This is a genomic window from Candidatus Lariskella endosymbiont of Epinotia ramella, from assembly GCF_964019805.1.
GTDB lineage: Bacteria > Pseudomonadota > Alphaproteobacteria > Rickettsiales > Midichloriaceae > Lariskella.
Genome location: NZ_OZ026472.1, coordinates 980,113 through 1,004,912, shown reverse-complemented (window position 1 = coordinate 1,004,912; position 24,800 = coordinate 980,113). Strand labels below are relative to the sequence as shown.

Below are 24,800 nucleotides of genomic sequence, written 5' to 3'. Positions count from 1 at the left end.
GGTTATGCAAGAGGTCTAATGTCTCCAGGACAAGTTGTTATGGATCTTAAAAAGATGAGTGGATACTACAACGATGCAGTTAAGTTTGTTGAAAGACACAAAATTGATATTGGCCCTGCAGACGACATGAAAAATCAGAACAAGGATGATTTAGGAGTTCGTGATTCAGAGGATGCACCTACCAGCACTTCAGGTAATGCTGAAGCTGATGGTACTTGCCCTGTAGACGACATGAAAAATCAGAACAAGGATGATCTAGGAGTTCGTGATTCAGAGGATGCACATTATAATCCATATCATGCTACATCTAATGAGTCAGGTAGTGAAGCAAAAAGATTTATGTGTTCGACATCTTCATGTGCTTCAATAGTATATGACTCAGCATATGACGATATACTAGCTATAGGCATTGCTGCAAAAAATATTTGTCATGAAGATATTAGAAAGAATGTCTCAAGCAGTGATGCTGCTTCAAATAGCACAGTAACTAATAGTACCACATCTTATATTTTTGATATTAATTTTTCTTCTAATATGAGTTATCATGAGATGATTAATATTATTTCTGACTCTCTAGGAGCTCATAATGACATGTTAGGTTATTAATTTGAAGATACGGCTAATCATCCTTTATTGCTTTGATTTTTGCATTCGATGATGCTTTGAGTTGCTGCAGGGCTTACTTGAGTTTGCTACTGCAGTCGCTCTTTTATATTAAGTTTGGTGGTAATATTGTAGCGCGATAAATAATACCTCGCCTTTGCCTTTGATATATAGCTAACTAACTAACCATAAAATACGCATGTTAAACATTTGTCTTGTTGATAAATTTAGTATCCGCTTTTCGTCTGTAATATAGCGACATTACTGCATTGCAAACAAATAAAATTTATCCAAAAAATATAGCGTTTTTCATACTCATTTTATGGTTAGTTAGCTATAGGTCTTGATCAGTATACCAAAGGCAGCAGAACTCTTTACCATACCAGTTCAATATATGAAATAACATTTTTGCTTAGCTCAAGTGAATAATAGCAGCCCATATAACTCAATAACATACTCTTATTTATTTCACAGATAATATAGTACGTCCGCCAAAAATTGATTTGCTTGCGCAAATAAATTTTTGTGGAGAAGTTAAATGTGCAAAAACTAGCCTAGGATTTGGCTCTGCGCTAATTTTTGGATATATGGCAAATTAAGTTGAGGTTTGCGTATTAAAGAATTGAACCAAAGCATACATATGTTATTGCTTTTTTCGGAAAATCTTTGCTGTATGAGGATGGCATTTTTCCTTTGAGTGTAACACACATCTATATATGCGCAAACTTCAACTTAACTTACTATATAATTTGTCTGATACTTAAAAATACTACTTTCACAAAATCCGTAAGTTTTTTGTGTTTATTATAACATTTTCTTACGGATTTAAAGCGCTATTTTTGCGCTCCAAGCGCCATTTTATGCGCACTTTCGAGATTTTTGGTGCGCGTTTGCAATCTAGACTACAATGTTAACTTATAATAACTACCTGTTTTTACTACAATACTACGTCAAAGTGGCATCTTCAGAATTTCCTGATATGCATTTATAAAACGATCCCGCAGTCCTATCATTTTTAATAGTACAATTTCAGATTCATTAACAGCACCCATAACTTCTGCTATCGAAGTGTTTTCTTCTATAGCGCTAACGGTTTTTCTTTCTGCTTTTTTTAACTTGCTAATATAATCCTTTCTTGCAAGACTGAGCAACTCAGGAAAACTTGCTGGACCTACAGATTTTGATATAGAAAGCCCTGATTTATCTATTTGCAGAGCGGCACTAGCATTTTGTATAGCAGCTACTGTATTAGAATTCAGCTTTCCTGGTTTGTTGCCAAAATTCCCAGCAGCGCTTTTAATACTTGCTCCAAGAGCCTTTTTATAGGCATTTGCAGCTTGCAGGTGTGACGTTACACTTGATATTGTACTCATAAAAACTCACATCATTTAATCAATTCAATCAGCTTATGTTGATTTGATTTAGTAATCTCAAAAGCACTAAGATTAGCTTCAAAACTTCTTTGAGCTTCTTTTGCATCAACAGTTTCAATAGCAAGGTGAACATTTGGATATTTGACATACCCACGCTCGTCTGCAGCAGGATGAGATGGCTGATATTTTAGCATGAAGTCACTACTATCATGACTTATCCTTTCTACGCTCACAATTTCAGTTTTTGCGTCTTCATTGAACTCGTTCTTAAAAAATATTATCTTCCTTCTATATGGATCTTGATCCTGTGTAATGCCAGTGACTTCCATATTTGCAAGATTCTGAGCAATAATCTTTAGCCTTTCGCTTTGCGCGTGCATACCAGATGCAGATATTCTGGAAGCAGCAGTTAAAGTATCAACCTCTCCAAACGCAATACAATGCAGCGCAATCGATACAATATAAGTATATAAGAATACAGTAACTTTCATAATGCTACTTTACTCCTCCAGTTATTGCTATTTTCATCAATGTTCGTGCCTTGCTATATAAATTTGCAGCTTCCTGCATAGCAGAAGCATTCTCATTCTTTTGCATCATTTCATGTTCAAGGTGCACAGCATTGCTATTAGGTTTAAGTTCAATAATCTTACCATCTTCCAAATCATATCTCGTCCCAGTTTCATAAGCAATATGCATAGGATCTGTAACACTTAACTCAAAACTTGAGATATCGGATCTATTGCGCGATAAATCCTTAGGCTTAAAATTTGGAGTATCAGCATTCGCTATATTTTTTGAGAGGACCATATCTCGATCACTCAAGAACTGCATATACTGCTGTATATATTCCAGATCTTCTCCATAGCACTTGCCATAAGCAAATAATAGAGAAGCAATAAAAGAGTATTTGACAAGCCTCAGAAATTTTGCACAAAAAGTACATTGGAACATAACACTTTGCTCAACTTTATGGTGTATACAACTAGTATATTGGCAACATTTGATTCTTACAATCACTTTGTGAAGTGATACATTCACAAATGCTGTATGACGTTAATTCTTTACTTTTTAAAACAAGTTACAAATTAGTTTTATAATTGCCAACTTATATTTATTTAGTATGGCACGGTTAACAGTACTATTGTTCCCTTTATTTCATATTAAACCATATTAAACGGATACATCTCAGGTAAATGAAGAGTTGGTATGAGACTTCAAAAAGAGCTAAAAAGAATGAGAACACATGCTGTATACAAAATACATAAGGAGCTTTTTTATGATGCCAATTTTGAAAAGTATGACAAGTATACTTGCAAAAACTACAAAATATAGTCTATTGCATGTTTAGAAATTCACTAGTTGGCTACTTGTATCTTCAAAAAAATACACTATATGAATTTGAAAAGTGATTTTCTCAAGAGAGGTATAAAGTATAATGGGTACAGTAATAGGTATAGATCTTGGCACAACAAATTCATGCGTTGCCATAATGGACGGGAAATCCGCCAAAGTTATAGAGAATTCAGAAGGTGCACGCACAACACCTTCAGTAGTAGCATTTACAAAAAATGGTGAAAAGTTAGTAGGACAGCCTGCAAAGAGACAAGCTGTTACTAATCCAGAGAATACTGTATTTGCTGCAAAAAGATTAATAGGCAGGCAGTTTGATGATCAAAAATCTAAGGAATTAAATTCTAAAGTTGCCTTCAAGATAGTAAAGGCAAAAAATGGAGACGCTTGGGTTGAAGCTAAAGGTGAAGCTATGTCTCCTAGTCAAATAAGCGCTATGGTTCTCCAAAAGATGAAAGAAACTGCGGAAAGTTACCTAGGACAAAAAGTTACAGATGCTGTAATCACAGTTCCTGCGTATTTTAACGACTCACAAAGACAAGCAACAAAAGACGCTGGTCAAATTGCTGGCTTGAATGTTCTCAGAATAATCAATGAGCCTACTGCTGCTGCGCTTGCATATGGCCTTGATAAGGCTGGCTCTAAAACTGTTGTAATTTATGATTTGGGTGGTGGTACATTTGACGTATCTATCCTAGAGATTGGCGATGGCGTATTTGAAGTAAAATCTACTAACGGTGATACTTTTTTAGGCGGTGAAGATTTTGACTTGCGAATACTACAATATCTTTGTGATGAATTCAAAAATGATACTGGTGTAGATTTGATGAAAGATCAGATGGCACTACAAAGGTTAAAAGAAGCAGCTGAGAAGGCTAAAATAGAACTATCTAGTGCGATGGAAACTGAGATAAATCTACCTTATATTACTGCTGACGCAAGCGGACCTAAGCACATGCATATTAAGTTGACACGTGCTAAATTTGAAAACCTTGTTGATGAGTTTATTAATAGAACTATAGCTCCTTGTAAAGCTGCATTAAAAGATGCTGGCATTAATGCAAGCGATATTGATGAAGTTGTATTAGTAGGTGGCATGACACGCATGCCAAAGGTGATAGAAAAGGTTCGAGAGTTTTTTGGAAAAGAGCCTCATAAAGGTGTAAATCCTGATGAAGTAGTAGCAATTGGTGCTGCAATTCAAGGTGCAGTCCTAAGTGGCGATGTGAAAGACGTAGTACTTCTGGATGTAACACCGCTTTCTATTGGTATTGAGACATTAGGCGGTATATTTACTCCATTAATAGAGCGTAATACTACAATTCCTACAAAAAAGAGCCAAGTATTTTCAACAGCAGAAGATAATCAACATGCTGTTACCATACGTGTATTTCAAGGTGAGAGCAAAATAGCTACAAGTAACAAACTACTTGGACAGTTCAATTTAGAAGGCATTCCTCCTGCGCAACGCGGCATGCCACAAATTGAGGTAACATTTGATGTTGATGCAAACGGTATATTACATGTGTCTGCAAAAGATAAAACAACAGGCAAAGAACAAAAAATTACGATTCAATCATCTGGTGGTCTTTCCAAAGAAGAAATTGAAAAAATGATCAAAGAAGCAGAAGCAAATGCAGGTATTGAAGAGACTAAGAAAGCCTTGATAGAAGCTAGAAACAATGCAGATAGTACAATCTATTCAACTGAGAAAACCTTAAAAGAATATGGAGATAAGATTTCTCAAGATGATAAAACATCTATAGAAAATGATATATCTGCTTTGAAAGCTGCTATAGCAACTGAAGATTTGACAGATATTCAAAACAAAACAGAAGCGTTAATACAATCATCCATGAAAATTGGTCAAGGAGTATATGGGCAGTCTGGTTCTGTTCAAGATTCTGAGAGTACAACTGATGGAGAAGAGTCAGGTAACGCTACAGATGAAAAAGTTGTAGATGCTGAGTTTGAAGAAGTAAAAAATGATAAGAAAGATTAATCAATTGATATTTACTTCTGATAAATGAAGAGTTGTATTCACAACGCTATTAACAAAATGCATGGCTTTGTTGCATAATGCGCAGGGCATATCCTTGAGTTTATCTGCTAAATAAACTAACAAAGCTGGTATTTCAATGGCAGATAAACTTCTTGAAGTGAGGAGAGTTTTCACAATTAGATAGAGATATGATATGATCACTGTTTTAAGAACTAAATGGTGGTTTTATGGTTTGTTGTAAGGGATGTGGTTCCGATAGCTTTATAAAAAACGGCATTGTGAGGGGTGTACAGCGTTATAAGTGCAGATCATGCCTTCTAAATTTTGTTGAGGGCGATCTGCGCAAAAAGCCTCAAACAGCCGTTAAGAAAGCACTATGTGTTATGCTATATAGCCTTGGCAAGGCCTCTTTTTCTATGTTAGGCAGGATATTAGGACACTCACCGTCCATAATTTATCGCTGGTTAGTAGAGGCGATGAACAAGACTCAGGAGCCAATCATCTCTTCGGATATTATGGAGATGGAATTTGACGAGATGTGGCATTTTATTGGTTCAAAAAAAACAAGCTTTGGATCATCAAGGCGGTTGATCGTAGCACAAGGAGAACTGTTGCATGGGTTACAGGCAATCGTGATACTGCAACATTCCAAAAGCTCTACGACAAAGTGAGTCATCTGAAAGAATGTCATTTTTATACGGATGATTGGAATGCTTTTTCTAAAGTTTTACCAAAAAAGCGTCATACGATTGGCAAGTCTGGCACAGTATCTATCGAGAGAGATAATAGTAACACGCGACATCATTTAGGCAGAATGACACGGCGTACTAAGATCGTTTCAAAGAAGGAGTCAATGGTCTACGGATCCATCAAGCTTTGGTGCGCTCTTACAACACCACAAATATTTACACAATATCAAGAACAAACCTTATCTATCTTTATGTGAAAACTCTCGAAGTGAGAAGCTTTAGGATTTTATATGTACTGATAATGAAATAGTCTCATTATGCAATAATGCCAAAATGCATGCGCGAGGATTTTGATGGTGTATTTTTAGAGTACTAGTTCCTCAATCCCACCTTTATTCTAAAGCGAAGTGCAGCAATCCAAGCAATGATATAAGAATCATTTTATAAATAAAAAATAAAATGATTGTTGCAAAAGCAAATGTATACCACTCTTAAGTAAGAAAGACCAGCAAACCTTCCTTTTATTAAAGCTATATTGCCTTACATGTAAGCAATATAGCTTTGCGTTTGAAGCGCTCACGCTCTATAATTTATCGTGAGCTGCGCATACTTGTAGTACAAAAACGATGACACAGTTGTAATAGAAAGATCAATTCTGTTACATTTCTTCAAGCTCTGGATTTTAAAGGCTAGCACTAACTTATATTTTAGCTTTCAATTTACTACGTGCCTAAAGTTTCAATGCTATTATTTTTTGATGTTCTTTTTTGTGCCAATAAAATTATAGCAGAGCCTAGAAATGCTGACAACGTTGACCCTATAATTACTCCGACTCGCATTGCATAGTGTGGTTGTAAATCTTCAAAAGTGAGATCGCCTATAAAAAGACTTAGTGTGAATCCAATCCCTCCTAGAATAGAAATTCCATAGAATGTACTCCAATTCACACCTTGTGGTAGTGAACAAAGTTTCATTTTGATAGCAAAATAGGAAAAACTTAATAAACCAAGCTGTTTCCCAATAAATAAACCTACAATAATACCAATTGTGATGTTAGAAGTGAGTACTTCATATGACAAGCTATCAAAACTTATTCCTGAATTAATAAAAACAAATAAAGGCAAGATAAAAAAATGAACAAATGGTCTCAAAACATTTTCTAATTTATGAAACGAATCGTTAATTTGGCCTTCTATTTGTACAGGAATAGTTAAGGCAAAAATTGCGCCACATAAGGTGCCATGTATTCCAGCTTCAACCATTGATATCCAAAGAAAAATCCCGACTACTATATAACAATAGAGATTTCTAACATTTTGCCTATTAAGCACAAAGAGTATAGCAAGTAATATAACAGAAATTACCATTGCTATAGCATTGAGCGATTTCGTATAAAAGATTGCAAGAATTAGAAGGGCAATCGCATCATCTATTAGGGAAAATCCTATGATAAACGCACGTAATTTTGCTGGGATATTCCTACTAAAGAGTGATAACACTCCTAGCATAAAAGCTGTATCAGTTGCGATAGGTATCGCCCAGCCTTTTGCAGTTGATGTACCGAAATTAAAGTATAAATAAAACAAAGCAGGGACAACGATGCCTCCTACAGCCGCTGCAGTAGGCAAAGCTAACGTTTTTGTATCTTTATATTCTCCACATACTAAATGAAATTTTAATTCCAGTCCAATTAATAGAAAAAATAGAGTCATCAGCCCATCATTTACTAAATTGATTAGTGAGCTTTGATAAGTAAATTTGCAGTAACCAAAAGATATTGGTAGGGATACAAAATTTTTATATAATTGAGCTAGCAGATCTATGTTTGCAACGCAGATTGCCATTGCAAAAGCAACAGATATTAGTATGCCGGAGAGAATCTCAGAACTAACTAGTGTAGACACATTAACCTTAGATGACACACAACCTCCCAGTATAATTACATAATTGTTAAGAACAGCAATCAGTTTATATACTATAAGACTATATATATATGTAAAGTTCTAACTGATCTTTAATAGATTTGTAATATTTTATAAAGCTAGTCTAAAATTGTATATGTATGACAATGCACTATGAGATAAAACATAATTTATACTATTTATATCATTTTTAAGGCAGGATATGTATATCTATCATCTCATTTGCTTGTAATGCTTGCATTTTTTGCTCGTTATAATTGTGTCATAATGTAACTAAAAAATTTTTATATATTAAGTAGTACACGCACCAAAAGTCTCAGAAGCGGCATAAAATGATATTTAGAGTGTCAAAATAGCGCTTTAAATCCGTAAGGAAAGTATTATAATAAACACAAAAGCCTTACGGATTTTGCAAACTTAGTATTTGCTAGGCATAGGAGAATTAATATATTCGAAAATTAGCGCATGGCAGTTCTAAAGGCTAATTTTTGTACATTTAACTTCTCCGCAAAAAAAAATTGATTTGCGTGCGCAAATCAATTTTTGGCTGATAGACTGAGTATTATAAGGAAACGTCAACTATATATTACTTCATTCATTTCTTCGCAAATATATATAATATTTAATTCAGAAATTAAAAAAGTCATGCCGTTAAAATATTCTCGCGTGCATTTACTTGAGCGCAGTGCCTAATCATACCGTCAAGTTAAAGTCAGAATATGGTGACAATTACAGCAAATTAAGTATAGATCAAAAATATGAATTAAAGCACATTTAGAAAGTAATAACTAAGTTTATGCTAAGATTTACGACAGTGAGTCTGAAGAAGTAGATTTAGAAACTGTTAGATAAGAAGGATCATTCATAATTTGAAGGATAGTACGTTGCCTTGCTAGAAATGTTAACATCTGCTTCTTATCAAGTGACACAGAATCGCGCACAACACTCACCTTAGAAGGGTTCACTTGCTTACCATCAACATGTACTTCATAATGCAAATGCGGACCAGTTGCAAGGCCAGTTGCGCCAACGTATCCTATAATATCTCCTTGTTTGACTTTGCTACCAACCTTTGCAGTATTTGAAAACTTATGCAAATGAGCATATAAAGTAGCATACTTGCTGCTATGCTTAATCTTTATATATTTACCATATGTATTATGGCTCTTGACAGATTCAATAATACCATCACCTGCGGCAAAAACAGGAGTTCCAGTCGGTGCAGCGTAGTCAAGGCCTCTATGTACTTTGGAATAGCCAAGTATAGGATGTTTCCTCATGCCGTAGCCAGAACTAATAACAGCACTCTTCACAGGCGTCTTCAATAGAGCTTTTCTTATGCTGGATCCATCTTTATAAAAGTATTCAGCTTTTCCGTCTACTAAATCGTATCTATAAATTTCGATCAATCTTCCTTTAATATTAAGAGCCGCATACTGTATTGCTCCATCTTTGACTTTATTGCCTTTATCGTTTACGTGTACATCATATAGTATTTTAAACTTTGTTCCGTTCTCAAGGTCGCGCTGAAAATCCACATCATAACTAAACATCCTGGTGAATTCAGCTGCTAATGTCCCAGAAAGACCACCTTTTCTAGCAGCTCCAAGAAATGTGCTATTCACAACGCCAGATACCAAACGTTTTTGTAGAGTTGTTGGAATAGAAAGAACTTCTGCTATATAAGACTGAAGTGCTGTATTATATTTCACTCTAATCTTTTTGTCTTGGAATGAGATAAAAATAGAATTTGGTGAGCCATTAGTAGTAACAGCTTCATCTTTCTCATTATAAGCAACTAATTCTACCTTTTCTCCAGCTTTGATAGAAGACAACTTAAACACTTTATTTATAGCACTTGTGATAAGAAAAGCACTGTTCTGGGTCACTCCTATATCCTTCAGAATCTGAGACATCGTATCACCAGGAGAGAGTGTTACAGTAGTTTTAAACCCATCAACTACAAACTTACTACTCTTTGCTGCGTCTTTCGCATCAATTTCAAGTTCTTCCATTTCTTGTTCACCGGCGCCATAACTCATCTCACTTAAGACAAGTGAAAGTAGAGAAAGATCTTCGCGAGCACTCCTTGGCAATATGTTATACAGCAAAGAAATAGCGGCTATCACTATTAAAACAAAATGGTACTTATCTATTCTAAACGCAGTTTGCATTGTTTAACTGTTTAACCAGAAACTAAATAATATCACATAATAGCAACATATAAACTTTTAACATTAAAATCAAGTATTTAATAATAATATGATATACAAATTGTTGAATTTTCTATCGTGACATTTTACTATTCGCCTGATGTTTTAAATCACTCCTTTTATGGAAAAAATCATATGAATATAGTGTTTATGGGGACTCCGCTGTTTGCTGAGCCTGCATTACTAAGCTTGATAGAGTCTAAGCATAACATTACTGCTGTATATACAAAACCACCATCTCAATCTGGTAGGAGCATGAATGAATCAAAGTCTTTGATTCACAGAGTGGCAGAGTCTTATAACATTCCAGTATTAACTCCAAAAACTTTGCGTAATGATTTAGAGATTGAAAGGTTAAGGTCTTTGTCTCCTGATATAGGTGTAGTTGCAGCATATGGCTTGATACTACCAGAAGATATATTAAGAATTCCAAAATTTGGTTTTGTCAATATACATCCATCAGATCTTCCAAGATGGCGGGGAGCGTCTCCAATTCAGCGTACTTTGCTTGCTGGAGATACTAAAACAGCAATGTGTATAATGCAGATGGACTCAGGGCTTGATACTGGAGACATAATATTAAGACATGGGATACATTTGAGTGATGATATTACTGGTAAAGAATTGCATGACAAAATGGCTCAGCTTGGTGCTGATATGTTAATTGAAGCGATAGGATTGTTTGAGAATGATAGAGCAGTTTTACAAAAACAATCAGAAGTTGGTGTTACATATGCTGAGAAAATCGACTATAAAGAGGAAAAAATTGATTGGAATCAAGATGTGAAAATGATTTGCAATAAAATTAGAGCATTAAGTCCGAAACCAGGAGCGCATTTTGTATACAATGGAGAGATAATAAAAATTATAGCAGCAGATTATACTAAAATTGAGCATGGAGAGCAATTTGGGAAAGTGTTAGATAGTAATTTAAAGATAGCATGCAATGGTGGAATTCTGATACCAAAATTACTACAGCGACAAGGACGGAAAATGATATATACAGATGCGTTTTTGAGGGGTTATAAAATAGTAGCTGGTGTAGTTTTGCAATAACAAATCTAAGCGAGAAAGGTACAAACTGTAGTTTCACGTGAAAAGTTTTATGCGCTAAAAATCTTTATTAGCCTATCCGTAAAGAGTAAAAAAATTTTTTTAATTGAGGCGGAATATTAGCATGTAGAAAGATCTTTTGTTGAAGCTAAAGGCTTCAACATGGACAAGTGTACTTTTTGCGAATTTTATTAATGAAAATTCGCATCTAAGGCCTCAAAGAGCATATTTTGCAGAGGTAAATTGTCCAACCTTATGGATTTTGTTAGGCTCTGCGCTCAAGTAAGTGCACACGCGTGAATTTTAAGGGTATGATTTTTTATAGTATGAGTTAATTTCTGAGTTGTATGTTATAATATTTGCGAAGAAATTAACTAGGTAATAAATGCTTATCTGATGGCTTATAACTTTGCAAAACTACTTAAAGCCATTAAAGGCAATACTCCTTGGCAATTTATATTAAAAAATCCTAACCATTACTTCAAGGGATAAAACAACTAGCTATATAATCTTCTTCTATTCAATATACTAATTAAAAGCTCTACAAAAGCATTGCAAAATGCGCCATTTATTGGCGCATTTTTAGGTTCTCTACGCACAGTTTTGCAATTTGCTATTAGATCTGCCATATAAAAAGTATAAAAGTAGTACAAACACCATCCAGCAAGCAGCTTCTATATAAGTTTCTATAGGTAATCCAGCAATAATCTGAATAAGAAGAATGATTCCAAGGAGTGGAATCCAAGGCATCATAGGGCACTTAAAGGCTCTTTCAATATTTGGCTGCGTATAACGAAGATATAAAGCAGCAAAACATGTAATAGCAAATGAGCAAAGCACTCCAAAGTTTGAGAGTTTTACTAATGTATCGAGTGGTACTGTTGCTCCAATTACAGAGATTACAGAGCCTGCAATCATTGTACTTATGTAAGGCGTTTTATACTTTTTATGGCATATGGTTAGTACATCTGGCAATAAACCGTCTTTTGCGATAGTAAAAAGGATTCTAGCAAGGCCATAAAGCATTACTAGTATCACCGAAGTAAGACCTGAGATTGCGCAAACTTTTACAGCAAAAGAGAACCAAGGCATATTCATTCTATCGACTGCGAGTGCTATTGGTTGAGCACCTTTAAATTCGTTATATGGAACAATGCCGGTCAAAACAGCAGACACTAGAACATATGCAATTGTGCACACTAACAGAGAGCCTAGTATCCCAATTGGGAGATCACGCTGTGGATTTTTTGTCTCCTGTGCAGCAGTTGCAACAGAATCGAATCCATTATATGCAAGAAATACAATCGAAGCACCAGCTATCACGCCTGAAAATCCGAATTTTCCAAACTCGCCTGTATTTTCAGGGATGAATGGCACCCAATTGCTTGGATCAACACTAAATGCGCCGAGTATAACGAAAGCAATTAAAACAGACATTTTGATAAAGACTATCACAGAGTTTACCCAAGCTGAAGTTTGTGCACCAAAACACAATAATGTACTTAGTGACAAGACTATAAAAAGTGCTGGTAGATCAAATAGAGCAGGAGCCTCAGTTCCATCTGCTAGAGTTACCATTTGCCCTGTAACTGCTGTGAGTCTTGCGGGTATTATAATGCCAAAATCAGCAAGGAAACTTAGTGTATAACCAGACCATCCACCAGCAACTGATGCTATTATTGGAAAGCTGCCAAGCAGCATAAGTCCTGACATAATGCATGCAGGAAGCTCTCCAAGCGTTGCGTATATATAGGTGTAAGCACTCCCTGAAACTGGTATTGTGGAGGCAAGTTCAGCATAACAGAGACCGGCGCATACACAGGCAGCACCGCTTATTGCAAAAGAAAGAATGATAGCAGGTCCAGCGTGCTGGCTAGCAGCTTCTCCGGTTAATACAAATATTCCTGCTCCGATGATTGCGCCTATTCCAAGAAGGATAAGCTGCCAACCGTTTAAAGAACGCTCAAGATCTTTCGAACTTTCAGCTTGAGATAATAAATCTTTGATAGATTTACGTTTAAAGTATTGTTTCACTTATGCAATCATATTTTTATATTGAACTAAAGCAATTTAATTACACCCGTAATATTTCATAGTCAATCATTATACTGATTTCAACTTTTCCTGTGCCTAGTTTATATGAGCAAATGATCGGCGAATGTTAAAAAAACATTGCATGATTTTTAATGATTTATTTTGCGCTTAAATATTGGTTTTTATAAATTGTAATGACAGTATTTTTTTTGCATATTTTTACGATTAATATGATAAATATTGAATTATATGGCAAGGTGTGTGATATATCATCATACTTATGATGATATGCATATTTAAAGTGATGTTTATGTTGATGTTATTTTGTTTTAGTCTTTTATTTAAGTTTGATGTGCAGTCTTAGCGTTGTGTGATTTAGCTTCGTTGTTGAGCGTTATCTTTTCTTTTGCTTATAGTTTGCTTTTCTGTATCATTTAGTTTAAGTTGTATAAAGAGTTATGGTGAATGCGTTAAAATGCATTTATAAAAGATACATGAATCTTTTGCGATGTGGCGTTTTATGAGCTTTATGTGACATACTCTTGTTTTGATTATGAAAGTTAATTTATGATTGCAGTGCCAAAGGGCTTTACAAATCATAAAAACTCATTTAATAATCGACTTGGTCCATTTTGGAATTTGTAGTGAATTTAGATTAGTTGCTATATGGCTGTAAAGATAAGATTAGCTAGAGCTGGCGCAAAGAAGAGGCCGTTCTATCATGTGGTTGTTACGGATGTTCGTTCTCCGAGAGATAGCAATTTCTTAGAGAAAGTAGGTTATTATAACCCATTGCTTCCTAGTGATCATAGTGAACGCGTTGTTCTCAAAAGTGATAGAGTAAAACATTGGCTTTCTGTTGGTGCTAAGCCGACTGAGGTTGTTCAGAAGTTTTGTAAAAAATTAGCTGTGATATAGTTGTTTTCTGGTTTTGTGCTAACCATTGTTTGCTGAAAGTGGTATTTCAATTTTTATAAATCAGTGTTTCGTTGTTGATCTGGCGTATTATAGAAGATCTGTGCTGTTTTTGTACTTGTGTTGAAAGCTCTTCTTTTTAGGCAATTTCTTAACTAGTCATGAGAAAGATGTGGAGAGCTGGAGGTTACTTCCTTGTTTTATTGCTTGGGAAGTTCTTTTTGCTTATGTGCTTTAATTGAGTTGAAATGAACAATTTTGATATTTGTATCGGCATTATTACTGCCGTCTATGGTGTAAAGGGTTACGTTAGGATATGCTCGTTTGCTGAGAATCCTGAGGATTTTATGAGCTTTAGTCGGGTGTTCGATAGAGATATGATGGAGTACAAGCTGCAAATAATTTCTTCCAGAAACAACAAGATTATTGCAGCAATAGAGGGTGTTAACTCTAGAGCTCAGGCTGAAAAGCTTTGCAATAAGCAGCTCTTTATTAAACGTTCGGAGCTTCCTGTGACTGAGCAGGATCAATTCTATCATGCAGATCTTTGTGGTATGACTGCTAAGCTCACTAGTGGTGAGTCTATTGGTATAGTGAAGAATGTGTTTAACTTTGGTGCTGGCGATCTTCTTGAGATATGTGATATCACTTCTGAGAGAACATTATATCACCCATTCACCAGAGTTTTTGTGCCAGAGGTGAATTTAGAAGGGCGGTACCTTGTGCTTGAGTCTGTGGATGAGGTAATTGAGTAAAAATGTTTTGCGCTTTTTGTATGTCTGTGATATACAGTATTTTTTGCGCGTCCAGTAAACAGGGGCTGTTGTAAGCTTTGCAGTTTTATGCTGGCGTTTGTTTTTTTATGGAGAATGGTGCTTAACTTTTCGTTGCGTCATAATTCTTGAAATGCAGAATTTATGTTGGTTGTAAGCAAATGTACCACATAGGAATCCAGTAGAGAAAACGGCAACATTGCCAAAAACCTTATGGATTTTGTTAAGTAGTATTAGTATTTGTTAGGTGCATGATAAATTATATATCTGAAAATTAGCGCAGGGTTGTGCCTAGAGCTAATTTTTGTATATTTAATTTTCTGCAAAAATTTATTTGCGCAGCAGATCAATTTTTGACGGAGGAGCCAACTTTCGTGGTGTATGCTGCAGCCTTTGTTTTTCTGCTAGCTTACCTGGAATTCTATAGTTTAAGCTAAGGGGTTCCTTATTTTGTTGTTTACTCATGGCCTTCGATAGCCAAGCTTTTTATTTGTGATCCCGTAGCTCAGCCGGTAGAGCAACTGACTTTTAATCAGTAGGTCACGCGTTCGAATCGCGTCGGGATCACCACCTTTTTTAGTATGCTGCAAATATTTCTCAATCAGGTTAGAAAATCCTTATAGTAAGTATTAATGAAATTTATCAGCAAAAGATAATAAAAGTACTAATACTATTTTCTATATTTTCTATGTATTGCTTACAATATCGTTCTCATAGTTATCAGTGCTTATGATCACAAGATGTAGGGAAGTTATTTGCTTTATACAACAAGTATTCAATACATCAGATTATATGTAGAGAGAGTATATACTAGCGTTGTGCATGCATCATCACTTCCTAAGAAGCGGAGGATTTATGTTGGCCTGCCAAAATTATGCTGTACCGAAAGTCCAGTAGAAGGAGTGGCAAAATTGCCAAAAACCTTATGGATTTTGTTAAGTAGTATTTACAAGTGTCGAACAGACTATATACTCGTCATACTTTTCAAAATTGGCATCGTCAGTCAAAAAATGCTATTTGTGTGTTATGTATACACATGCGCCTCTATTATTCCTAGTGCGTGCACCAAAAGTTTCAGAAGTGGCATGAAATGGTGCCACAAGTGTCAAAATAGCGCTTTAAATCCGTAAGAAAATGTTATAATAAATGCAAAAACCTTACGGATTTTGTGAAAGTAGTGTTTGCATATATCAATTTTTGGCGGATGGACTAGCTATATTTCAAAAATTTGCGCCTAAAGATCGCTTGTTATGTGTGATTATACATATGCTCTTTGCGTTCTTTTTGGTTCTTTTTAAAATATAGCTTCGTATCAAGATATGAAATGCCAACTCTTTATTTACCTGCGGTATACAAGGAATTGGCAAGGTTTTTTTATGTATTTATCATCCTGTATCTTGCCAAATTTATTATAAATAAATCATGATATTTAATTTTAAGCGCCTATCCTTCGAAATTAAACATTATTTTATAAAACTCATCTAAGAAATGAACCGCAGGTGTATTATTGAACTCAGGATAGAAGTCAGCTTGCGATTGTGGATGCGAAACGCATTCTTCTAATTTATGGTTTAGCATTTGGTATGCTTGTTGAAAATTGACTTGTGCTTTTTCAACAGGCAAGCCATGTTTTTGAGCATAAGACATCAATTTTGCATATTCATTGATTCGTTCAAAGAAGTTGTTTATTAGCAATGTGCTTCTATAATTGTCATTATAAAAATTCTCTGGATGAAATTGAATGCCAAGCTGCCCCGTTACAGAAGCTGTTGATTGTACAACGCCCTCCTCGGAAACGGCGCCAAGTTTAACGCCTGCTAACTGATCTTTGACTCCTGCATATCGATGCGCAGTATCAATCTTCAAGGAAATTTTAGCAAATTCGCAGTTTTTAAGCGTATTTTCTTGTTCAATTTGAGATAACGCAGAAAAATGAGAAAATGTTCCTTCTATAAAGGTTGCTTTGTGATTGCCACCTTTGTAGCCTTGAACTTCCTTTAGTTTTCCGCCTTTATTTAATATTAGATGTTGCGACCCCGAACATATTCCTAGATATGGTGCTCCAGTTTTGTTAGATACTTCTAGAGCAGTTTGGTACATCTTTTCTGTATCATTCATACTAAATTGCTCTATGCCAAACTCTATATCTCGTGGGAAGCTATCTCCAGCGCCAGGGTTAATGAGCCCGTCAAACCGTTGCAGGAAGTTAATATCACTTCTTTGTTCATTAGATATTGGTAGTACATACATTTCATCATTTAGGCTTGCTATATGAAGTGCTGCTTGTAAAATGTTTGAAGACCATTCGCCTAATATATGGGTGATTCCAACTAGAGTGCCTGGAATTGCTACGCCTTGTTGAAATAAGTCTTGCACCTGCTGTGATTTTCTAAGACTTAGAGCGCATTTCATTCTTGCGTTATCATCAAAATCTTCTGCATTATATTTGAAATTTATATTTAAAAGTGTGTTTTTTTGCTGCTCATTTCCTTCATGTAATAGACACGCAGCTGCTGCTTTGTTTTTGTTAACAAGTAATTGAAGCATTTGAGGATTTTGTAAGCCAATAGCATTTTTAATAGATGTTATTCCAATTTTAGCTCCTTTTTCAAGCAATAGCTCTACCATTTCGGTGTGGTTATTATCAATCGCTTTATTTAAAGCGCACTCACTAACTTGCCCTTCGTATTCAAGCAAAAGTTTAAGTATTGGGATGTCATTTTTTTTAGCAGCAGTACACACTGCATTTTTAGTAGCTTTTCCAAGATGTTTGAGTGATAGCTCGATTAATTTTGTGCTTTTATGAGAGATAGACTTTTCTAATACAAATTCATTTTCGGGGTCTTTCTCATTGATTGTGTAAATTTTTTAGAGCCATTAAAATCTCCCATCAAATTTGATTATAAAATGAGCCATAGCTTCATTCCAGTTAGAGATAGGCATGGTCCATTTTTTGGTAATATAATCAATCGTTAGGTATAAAACCTTGAATACCGAATCATCATTTGGGAAAACACGCTTATTTCTTGTAACTTTTCTCAACTGACTATTCAGCGATTCTATAGCATTTGTAGTGTAAATTATCTTACGGATACTCTCTGGATATTGCAGAAATATTACAAGATTCTCCCAATTATTATACCAGGATTTTGCTATATGTGGATATCGTTTACTCCATTTCTTATCAAAAGATTCTAGGGCAAGATGCGCTTCATCTTCAGTAGCAGAGCTATAAATAAGCTTTAAATCTGATGCCAATAATTTTCTGTCTTTATATGATACATACTTCAGGCTATTTCTAATTTGATGTACTATACAAAGCTGATGCTCAGTTTTGGGATAACTTGCGCATATAGCTTCAGACATACCAGTCAGGTTATCACTACAGGCAATTAATATATCTTTTAATCCTCGATTCTTCAATTCAGTAAAATTACTAAGCCAGAATTTAGATCCTTCATTCTCACTTATCCATAATCCTAAAATATCTTTCCGGCCCTGTAAATCTATACCCAGCGCAACATATACTGATTTATTAATTATCTGTTTATCTTGCCTTACCTTAACTATTAAACAATCAAAATATACTATAGGATATAATGGTTCAAGAGGTCTACTCTGCCAAATTCTAACCTCATCAATTACATCATCTGTAACCCTACTAATTAAACTCTCACTAACTTCTGCTCCATATAATTCTTGTAATTGGATCTTGATATCAGACAAACTCATCCCCTTGGCATACAGAGATATTATCTTTTGATCTAAACCATCTATTCTTGTTTGATTCTTGGAGACAATTACAGGTGCAAATTTACCTTCTCTATCTCGCGGAATATTTAACTCGATACTGCCATTCTCAGTAATCAAATTCTTATTATAATGACCATTCCTGCAATTCTCAGTTTCAGACCTATCATATTTGTTATAACCTAAGTGTTCAGACATTTCTGCCTGCAAGGCTCTCTCCAAAATACTCTTCGTTAATTCCTTAATCAATCCATCCTGCTTCAGTACTGTCTTTAAATCCGCTCCTCCTTCTATCAGTAAATCTATCGCTTCATTTATTTTCTTATTCTTTTCTGTCTTCATTCTAATTACCTATATTCTTTATTAATTCCAAATATAGGCTCTACTATAATTTACACAATCTTTGATAAAGACTCGATTTTCGAGTGCTTTCTCACTTATCTTAGCACCATATTGTATTAATAGCTCAACTATCTCTTGATTATTTATATTGATTGCATTTTCGAGTGCTTTCTCACTTATCTTAGCGCCATGTTGTATTAATAGCTCAACTATCCCCTTATTATTGTTGTAAACTGCATTTTCGAGTGCTTTCTCACTTATCTTAGCGCCGTTTTGTATTAATAGCTCAACTATCTTTATATTGCCTCTATCAGTTGCATTTTCGAGTGCTTTCTCACTTATCTTAGCGCCATATTGTATTAATAGCTCAACTATCCGCTTATTATTGTTGTCAACTGCATTTTCTAGTACACGCTCACTTATCTTGGCGTCATCATGTTGTATTAATAGCTTCACTATCTCCCTCTTTTTGTTATACACTGCATTTTCGAGTGCTTTTTTACTTATCTTCGCGCCATGTTGTATTAATAGCTCAACTATCTCTATACTATCTCTATAAACCGCATTTTCGAGTGCTTTCTCAGTTATCTTAGCGCCGTGTTTTAATAACAGCTCAGCAACTTCTTTTCTGCAGTACTGAGAAGCTACGTTTTCGAGTGCGCGCTCACTTATCTTGGTGCTATGCTCTATTAATAGCTCAACTATTGTCTTAGTGGTGTCATAAGTTGCATATTCTAGTGTCAGTTCATTTATCTTAGCGCCATGTTGTATTAATAGCTTTGCAACTTCTTTTCTGTTGTAATGAGCTGTGTATTCCAGTGCTTTCGCAGTTATCTTAGCGCCGTTTTGTATTAATAGCTCAATTGTATCTTCATGATTGTAATTACACACTGCATTTTCGAATGCTTTCGCAGTTATCTTAGCGCCGTTTTGTATTAATAGCTCAATTATCTCTTTATTATTTCTACGAGTTGCATTTTCGAGTGCTTTTTCACTTATCTTAGCGCCATGTTGTATTAATAGCTCAATTATCTCTTTTTTACTGTGCTTAGAAATTGCATTTTCGAGTGCTAGTTCAGTTATCTTAGCGCCGTTTTGTATTAATAGCTCAACTACTTCTTTACTGGTGAAAACGCTTATATATTTTAGTGCTTCTTCACTTATCTTAGCGTCATATTGCATTAATAGCTCAACTTTCTTCTTATTATTGTGATAAACTGCATCTTCCAGTGCGTCCTTCCTTATTTTTGCGCCATGTTTTATTAATAGCTTAGCGCTTTCTATATTATCGCGCGAAATGACGGTTTGTAATGCATATTCTCCTGCTTTAGCATCAAATTTTATTAATAGCTCAAGTAACTCTTCGTTCTTCATATTAGCTGCGGCTATGATGTCATACTCATCTATCTGATATTTTTTTTGCAGCAAAAGTTTAGCTATATAATTATTATTTACGCGTATAGCATGTGGTAGAGCGCTATCATAAAGCTTTCTTCCACTTTCTATATAAAATTCTACAACCTCGTTATCAAAGTCTCTAATACAGCTTGCCATTCCATCTATATTAAATCTTATATCGCCGGTTAATAGTTTGAATGCTACTCCAAATCTGCCAGAGGTTAGCGCTTCTAAAATCGCTTTAACATTTTCCATATTGATTGTTTTTATTATGTTAAATTTTATCTTATGTATGAATTATATAGAATAGCAAGATTTCATGAGAATCATGAGATATTACTATGATTTTGTTAACTCATTATTTTTAAGGATGCGTATTGTGATCTTATTTATGTTTATAGTCAAGTGATAAATATATATATTGTATGGATATCTCTTTAATACGCTTATTTTGCGGAATAGATATAGTGGTGCTCGAGATTTATGACAGACTAGCTTAATAAATCGCATATAAAGATAGATATACTCGTTATACTTGTCAAAATTCGCTCCTTAAAGATTACTTGTTATGTATTGATTGTACATTAGACTTTCAGGATATTCATGTATTTCATATATTTCATGTACAACTTATACTCTATATGCTTCTTCTCCATATATTCTGTTATTTGCAGGAGTTGGTATTATAATCACTTTGCAAATAGCGGCAAATATTGTACAATATTGAATGGATACCTTGAATGGAAAAAGTCACTTATACATATGCAAGACAGAACCTAAGTTCTATACTTGATACCATTGTGAATGATGCAGAAGTTGTATACATTAAGCGTCAGAATGGTAAAGAAATAGTTATGATCGATGCTAAAGAATATGAAAGTTTACTGGAGACTGCCTATATTTTTAGCACAAATGCGAATACGAAAGCTTTTTTAGAAGGACTAGATCAAGCTGAGAATAAGGAGGGGAAAGAAATTGAGCTACAAGATTATATGGACTCCTGAAGCTCAAAAAGATTTAGCTTATTGGAAGCAAAATAACAAATTGATATTAAAAAGGATTTTTTCTCTAGTAGAGATCGTAAAAATAAATCCAAGTTTTGGTATAGGAAAGCCAGAGCGATTAAAATATAAGGAAAAAAATATATGGTCTCGCAGAATCGATACAAAACATAGAATTGTATATTTGATCGCAGGCGATATGACAGTATTTGTCATTCAATGCAGATTTCATTGCCAGGCTTATTAAGCTGCGAGAATACCCACGCAAATAATAGAACACTCCATCCGCCAAAAACTGATTTGCTGCGCAAATCAATTTTTGATGGATAGACTAAATTTTCTAAAAAATACTTGCCCATATATGCTGTTATTTGTGGGAGCTGGTATAAAACCTTTGTATAGTTGCCGCTCAATCTGCTGAGAACAGGGATATTTTAATTTAGTACGTCAATCAAAATAGCATTTGGCTTTTGTATTTTGATTGATATCTTCAGGAAGAAGTTTTAGAAAATCTCTTTCTTTCATTCGGGTCAAGCCACCTCTTTCTCAGTCTAACACTGAGAGGTGTGACTTCTACAAGCTCATCATCATTTATATATGTAATTGTCTCCTCTAGCGTAAACTGCTTTGGTGGCGTGAGCTTAATGTTTTCATCTGACCCAGAAGCACGCATGTTAGTTAGCTGTTTTCCGCGAATTACATTCACTTCGAGGTCATTTTCTCTATTATGTTCTCCAACTATCATACCTTGATACACTTTAGTTCTTGCAGAAACAAATAAAGAACCTCTATCTTCGAGGCTAGATAAAGAATATGCAGTAGTTTCTCCAAGGGCATTTGAAATCAACGCACCGTTTCTTCTCGATACGACTTCACCTTTCCATGGCTGGTAGCTATGGAACAAACGACTCAGCACACCAGAACCGCGTGTATCATTTCTAAACTCGCTCTGATAACCCAATAGACTTCTAGAAGGTACCAAGAAAATCAGTCTCACTTTATCACCACTTGAAGGTTTCATTTCAAGCATTTCACCTTTGCGACTTAATATTTTTTCTGTCACAACACCAGTAAACTCAGAATCTATATCAAGAACTACTTCTTCTATAGGTTCTAAAAGTTGACCATTCTCATCCTTCTTGAATAGTATTTTTGGCTTTGATACAGAAAGCTCAAATCCCTCTCTTCTCATCGTTTCTATTAAAACACCAAGTTGCAATTCACCTCTTCCACCCACTTCAAAGCTTTCACCGCCCGATGTAATACTCAGTGTAATGGCAACATTGCTCTCAGCTTCTTTTTGTAGCCTCTCCAAAATCATTCGAGATGTTACTTTGCTTCCTTCAAGTCCAGCTAGAGGAGAATCATTCACAGATATTGTAATTGACATAGTAGGCGGGTCTATCGGAATCGATGGAATTGGAGAGGCTACACTTGGCATGCATATAGTATCTGCAACTGATGTTTTTTCTATGCCTGCAATTGCAACTATGTCACCAGCTTCAACTTCTTCCATCACTACTCGTTCTATACCCTTAAAGCCAAATAGTTTTGTCAGCTTACCAGTTTCGACTAGTTCTCCCTTTAGATTGAGGCTCTTAATAGGTGTGCCAATTTTTGCTGAGCCACTATACACCTTGCCTATAAGTATGCGTCCCACATAATTGTCAAACGATAGAATGCTGGCAAGCATAGAAAATGGAGCATCTTTGTCTACTTTGGGTTCAGAAACCTTATCCTTAATCATTTGAAAAAGCGGTTTCAAATCAACACCTGTGGTTTCTGGCTCTGTGGTTGCCCAACCACTTCTGCCTGATGCGTATAATACTGGAAAATCTAGCTGCTCCTCAGTTGCATCAAGGTTGACAAACAAGTCAAAAACTTCATTCAATACCTCTACAACCCTTCTGTCTGGTCTATCAACCTTATTGACAATCACAATTGGTTTAAGCCCAAGCGCTAGGGCTTTTGAGAGTACAAATTTTGTCTGTGCCATTGGTCCTTCTGAAGAATCAACAAGCAAAAGTACACCATCTACCATAGAAAGTACGCGCTCTACTTCTCCACCAAAATCAGCATGCCCAGGTGTGTCGACAATATTGTACTTTACATCTTCATAAAAAAGTGCTGTACATTTGGCTAGGATTGTAATTCCTCTTTCCTGCTCAAGTTCGTTTGAGTCCATAACTCGGTCTTGAACTACTTGATTGGCCCTGAATGTTCCGCTTTGCTTTAGCATGTTGTCTATCAAAGTGGTCTTTCCGTGATCAACGTGTGCAATCACTGCTATATTTCTAAATTGCATATTCTTCCATCTTTTAGATTGGGCCAAAAATTGAGTAAGCTACAATATCATATAATCTGTTATAATTTTCAAGTATAGATTTGAATGAAATGTTTAAATTAGATGTAACACTAAAGTTTATAGCTGCGTTTACTATAATGTTAAGCGCTGCACAATTAATTCTCTCGTTCAAAGAATTGTATATGTTTTTTAGTTCAGAAGTAAAAGTAATAGACATTATAAAAAACGAGCATGGCAAAATGTGGATTTATGATACCTCAAAAGAGAGGTGTCTATCATTTAAAGATCCGAGGCTTGGTAGATTATCTAGACAGAGCTGTATAATGCTTGCTGATGTAGACAAAATAGTATTCGATTATCAAAAATCAATTTTATCTGCTCTTTATATAAACACAGGACCAAAAAAGGTATTGATGATAGGTCTTGGCGGTGGAACACTAGCAAAAGCAATTCTTGCTTTGCTACCTGATGTCACGCTTGACATAGTTGAGATAAATCGTGACATGCCATACGTAGCGAAACAATACTTTTTCTTCAATGCTACTGAGAAAACTAACATAGTCATTATGGACGGAGCGGAATTTATCAGATACAAAGCGCAGCAGTATAACAAACAGGGTTACGATTTTATAATAATGGATGCATTTGATCAAGATTATATACCTGATCATTTTTTAAAAAAAGAGTTTGTAATGCAGCTAAAGGAAATTATGAGAGATGGTGGCATACTTGCAGTTAACACATTTACAAGTAGCAAACACTATGAAAGAGAAACAGAGCTATATCATGCGATTTTCGGTAAATTCTGGAGCTTAAGTACTCAAAATCGTGTGATACTTGCAACAAAAGAGCCATTACTTAATATGGACATTATTTCGATGAATGCCAAACTTTGGAGAGAAAAGTTTAGTAGTTTAGATATTGACTCAGACTTGTTATTGAAAAAATTCACTATAGAATAGCTATTTCAGCTAAAGTATTTGCAATTATATCTATTTTAGATGGAAATTATGGATCAATTTTCTTATAAGAAAGATTATAAAATGAAATGGCAAAGCTATATATAAATTTATT

Annotated in this window: 20 protein-coding genes and 1 tRNA gene; 11 read left to right on the top strand and 10 right to left on the bottom strand. The window is 35.1% G+C overall.

The genetic code is table 11. The features are described from left to right. Positions 1 to 18 precede the first annotated feature (18 nt). Positions 19 to 606, top strand: coding sequence for a hypothetical protein (locus tag AACL20_RS04310; RefSeq protein ID WP_339051792.1), 588 nt, complete (start codon positions 19 to 21; stop codon positions 604 to 606). 947 nt (positions 607 to 1,553) lie between these two features. Here AACL20_RS04310 and AACL20_RS04305 read toward each other — a convergent pair. From AACL20_RS04305 to AACL20_RS04295, 3 genes are read right to left on the bottom strand one after another with little or no spacing between them, the layout of a single operon-like run. Next, positions 1,554 to 1,976, bottom strand: a complete 423-nt coding sequence (locus tag AACL20_RS04305; protein WP_339040303.1) for a flagellar hook-basal body complex protein FliE — start codon at positions 1,974 to 1,976, stop codon at positions 1,554 to 1,556. An 11-nt stretch (positions 1,977 to 1,987) separates the two neighbouring features. Then, positions 1,988 to 2,467 carry a flagellar basal body rod protein FlgC gene (gene flgC, locus AACL20_RS04300; protein WP_339051791.1) on the bottom strand — a complete coding sequence of 160 codons (480 nt, stop codon included), beginning with the start codon at positions 2,465 to 2,467 and terminating at the stop codon, positions 1,988 to 1,990. A 4-nt stretch (positions 2,468 to 2,471) separates the two neighbouring features. Further along, on the bottom strand, positions 2,472 to 2,810 hold the full coding sequence (locus tag AACL20_RS04295; RefSeq protein WP_339051790.1) for a hypothetical protein: 339 nt from the start codon (positions 2,808 to 2,810) through the stop codon (positions 2,472 to 2,474). A gap of 604 nt (positions 2,811 to 3,414) precedes the next feature. Between AACL20_RS04295 and dnaK the strand changes: the two genes are divergently transcribed. The 3 genes from dnaK (at position 3,415) to AACL20_RS04280 (ending at position 6,277) form a co-directional block, all read left to right on the top strand. Then, positions 3,415 to 5,331 carry a molecular chaperone DnaK gene (gene dnaK / locus AACL20_RS04290; protein WP_339051789.1) on the top strand — a complete coding sequence of 639 codons (1,917 nt, stop codon included), beginning with the start codon at positions 3,415 to 3,417 and terminating at the stop codon, positions 5,329 to 5,331. Positions 5,332 to 5,558: 227 nt separating this feature from the next. After that, positions 5,559 to 6,002, top strand: a complete 444-nt coding sequence (locus tag AACL20_RS04285; RefSeq protein ID WP_339052233.1) for a hypothetical protein — start codon at positions 5,559 to 5,561, stop codon at positions 6,000 to 6,002. Beyond that, a complete protein-coding gene (locus tag AACL20_RS04280; protein WP_339052667.1) occupies positions 5,906 to 6,277 on the top strand; it encodes an IS1 family transposase in 372 nt (123 codons plus the stop codon). Before AACL20_RS04285 ends, AACL20_RS04280 begins: the two co-directional genes overlap by 97 nt. A 465-nt stretch (positions 6,278 to 6,742) precedes the next feature. On the opposite strand, the gene nhaA is transcribed toward AACL20_RS04280, so the two are convergent. Together nhaA and AACL20_RS04270 are read right to left on the bottom strand one after the other, a co-directional pair. Further along, entirely contained in the window at positions 6,743 to 7,942 is a 1,200-nt protein-coding gene (gene nhaA, locus AACL20_RS04275; RefSeq protein ID WP_410519901.1) for a Na+/H+ antiporter NhaA, read from the bottom strand. 806 nt (positions 7,943 to 8,748) lie between these two features. Continuing rightward, a complete protein-coding gene (locus AACL20_RS04270) occupies positions 8,749 to 10,116 on the bottom strand; it encodes a M23 family metallopeptidase (RefSeq protein ID WP_339051788.1) in 1,368 nt (455 codons plus the stop codon). Positions 10,117 to 10,290: 174 nt separating this feature from the next. Between AACL20_RS04270 and fmt the strand changes: the two genes are divergently transcribed. Beyond that, a complete protein-coding gene (fmt, locus tag AACL20_RS04265; RefSeq protein WP_339052677.1) occupies positions 10,291 to 11,211 on the top strand; it encodes a methionyl-tRNA formyltransferase in 921 nt (306 codons plus the stop codon). 588 nt (positions 11,212 to 11,799) lie between these two features. On the opposite strand, the gene AACL20_RS04260 is transcribed toward fmt, so the two are convergent. Then, positions 11,800 to 13,242, bottom strand: a complete 1,443-nt coding sequence (locus AACL20_RS04260) for an amino acid permease (RefSeq protein ID WP_339051787.1) — start codon at positions 13,240 to 13,242, stop codon at positions 11,800 to 11,802. Positions 13,243 to 13,908: 666 nt separating this feature from the next. Between AACL20_RS04260 and rpsP the strand changes: the two genes are divergently transcribed. From rpsP to AACL20_RS04245, 3 genes are all read left to right on the top strand, one after another. Beyond that, positions 13,909 to 14,160, top strand: a complete 252-nt coding sequence (rpsP, locus tag AACL20_RS04255; protein WP_410519900.1) for a 30S ribosomal protein S16 — start codon at positions 13,909 to 13,911, stop codon at positions 14,158 to 14,160. Positions 14,161 to 14,405: 245 nt separating this feature from the next. Beyond that, complete coding sequence (gene rimM / locus AACL20_RS04250) at positions 14,406 to 14,912, top strand: ribosome maturation factor RimM (protein ID WP_339051786.1); 507 nt, start codon at positions 14,406 to 14,408, stop codon at positions 14,910 to 14,912. Positions 14,913 to 15,424: 512 nt separating this feature from the next. Beyond that, positions 15,425 to 15,500, top strand: a tRNA-Lys gene (locus AACL20_RS04245). Between the two features lie 873 nt (positions 15,501 to 16,373). Here AACL20_RS04245 and AACL20_RS04240 read toward each other — a convergent pair. From AACL20_RS04240 to AACL20_RS04230, 3 genes are all read right to left on the bottom strand, one after another. Continuing rightward, entirely contained in the window at positions 16,374 to 17,717 is a 1,344-nt protein-coding gene (locus AACL20_RS04240; protein WP_339052676.1) for a gamma-glutamyl-gamma-aminobutyrate hydrolase family protein, read from the bottom strand. A gap of 90 nt (positions 17,718 to 17,807) precedes the next feature. Then, complete coding sequence (locus tag AACL20_RS04235) at positions 17,808 to 19,022, bottom strand: IS256 family transposase (protein WP_339051785.1); 1,215 nt, start codon at positions 19,020 to 19,022, stop codon at positions 17,808 to 17,810. A gap of 21 nt (positions 19,023 to 19,043) precedes the next feature. Beyond that, positions 19,044 to 20,675, bottom strand: a complete 1,632-nt coding sequence (locus tag AACL20_RS04230; protein ID WP_339051784.1) for an ankyrin repeat domain-containing protein — start codon at positions 20,673 to 20,675, stop codon at positions 19,044 to 19,046. Positions 20,676 to 21,160: 485 nt separating this feature from the next. On the opposite strand from AACL20_RS04230, the gene AACL20_RS04225 reads away from it, so the two are divergent. Then, complete coding sequence (locus AACL20_RS04225) at positions 21,161 to 21,424, top strand: type II toxin-antitoxin system Phd/YefM family antitoxin (protein ID WP_339051783.1); 264 nt, start codon at positions 21,161 to 21,163, stop codon at positions 21,422 to 21,424. Next, the gene (locus AACL20_RS04220; protein WP_339051782.1) at positions 21,396 to 21,668 is read left to right on the top strand and encodes a Txe/YoeB family addiction module toxin; all 273 of its coding nucleotides are present in this window, start codon (positions 21,396 to 21,398) and stop codon (positions 21,666 to 21,668) included. Before AACL20_RS04225 ends, AACL20_RS04220 begins: the two co-directional genes overlap by 29 nt. 243 nt (positions 21,669 to 21,911) lie before the next feature. Here the strand turns inward: AACL20_RS04220 and typA are convergent, their stop codons facing one another. Further along, positions 21,912 to 23,726 (bottom strand): translational GTPase TypA, encoded by a 1,815-nt coding sequence (typA, locus tag AACL20_RS04215; RefSeq protein ID WP_339051781.1) that lies wholly within the window; start codon positions 23,724 to 23,726, stop codon positions 21,912 to 21,914. A gap of 182 nt (positions 23,727 to 23,908) precedes the next feature. On the opposite strand from typA, the gene AACL20_RS04210 reads away from it, so the two are divergent. After that, complete coding sequence (locus AACL20_RS04210) at positions 23,909 to 24,688, top strand: fused MFS/spermidine synthase (protein ID WP_339051780.1); 780 nt, start codon at positions 23,909 to 23,911, stop codon at positions 24,686 to 24,688. The last annotated feature ends 112 nt before the right edge of the window (positions 24,689 to 24,800 follow it).

Bases quoted from the DNA above. Each gene is read 5' to 3' on its own strand.
- AACL20_RS04270 (WP_339051788.1), bottom strand. From the start codon at position 10,116: ATGCAAACTGCGTTTAGAATAGATAAGTACCATTTTGTTTTAATAGTG.
- AACL20_RS04285 (WP_339052233.1), top strand. From the start codon at position 5,559: ATGGTTTGTTGTAAGGGATGTGGTTCCGATAGCTTTATAAAAAACGGC.
- AACL20_RS04310 (WP_339051792.1), top strand. From the start codon at position 19: ATGTCTCCAGGACAAGTTGTTATGGATCTTAAAAAGATGAGTGGATAC.
- AACL20_RS04305 (WP_339040303.1), bottom strand. From the start codon at position 1,976: ATGAGTACAATATCAAGTGTAACGTCACACCTGCAAGCTGCAAATGCC.
- AACL20_RS04210 (WP_339051780.1), top strand. From the start codon at position 23,909: ATGTTTTTTAGTTCAGAAGTAAAAGTAATAGACATTATAAAAAACGAG.
- AACL20_RS04235 (WP_339051785.1), bottom strand. From the start codon at position 19,022: ATGAAGACAGAAAAGAATAAGAAAATAAATGAAGCGATAGATTTACTG.
- AACL20_RS04230 (WP_339051784.1), bottom strand. From the start codon at position 20,675: ATGGAAAATGTTAAAGCGATTTTAGAAGCGCTAACCTCTGGCAGATTT.
- rimM (WP_339051786.1), top strand. From the start codon at position 14,406: ATGAACAATTTTGATATTTGTATCGGCATTATTACTGCCGTCTATGGT.
- AACL20_RS04295 (WP_339051790.1), bottom strand. From the start codon at position 2,810: ATGCAGTTCTTGAGTGATCGAGATATGGTCCTCTCAAAAAATATAGCG.
- AACL20_RS04225 (WP_339051783.1), top strand. From the start codon at position 21,161: ATGGAAAAAGTCACTTATACATATGCAAGACAGAACCTAAGTTCTATA.
- typA (WP_339051781.1), bottom strand. From the start codon at position 23,726: ATGCAATTTAGAAATATAGCAGTGATTGCACACGTTGATCACGGAAAG.
- fmt (WP_339052677.1), top strand. From the start codon at position 10,291: ATGAATATAGTGTTTATGGGGACTCCGCTGTTTGCTGAGCCTGCATTA.
- flgC (WP_339051791.1), bottom strand. From the start codon at position 2,467: ATGAAAGTTACTGTATTCTTATATACTTATATTGTATCGATTGCGCTG.
- rpsP (WP_410519900.1), top strand. From the start codon at position 13,909: ATGGCTGTAAAGATAAGATTAGCTAGAGCTGGCGCAAAGAAGAGGCCG.
- dnaK (WP_339051789.1), top strand. From the start codon at position 3,415: ATGGGTACAGTAATAGGTATAGATCTTGGCACAACAAATTCATGCGTT.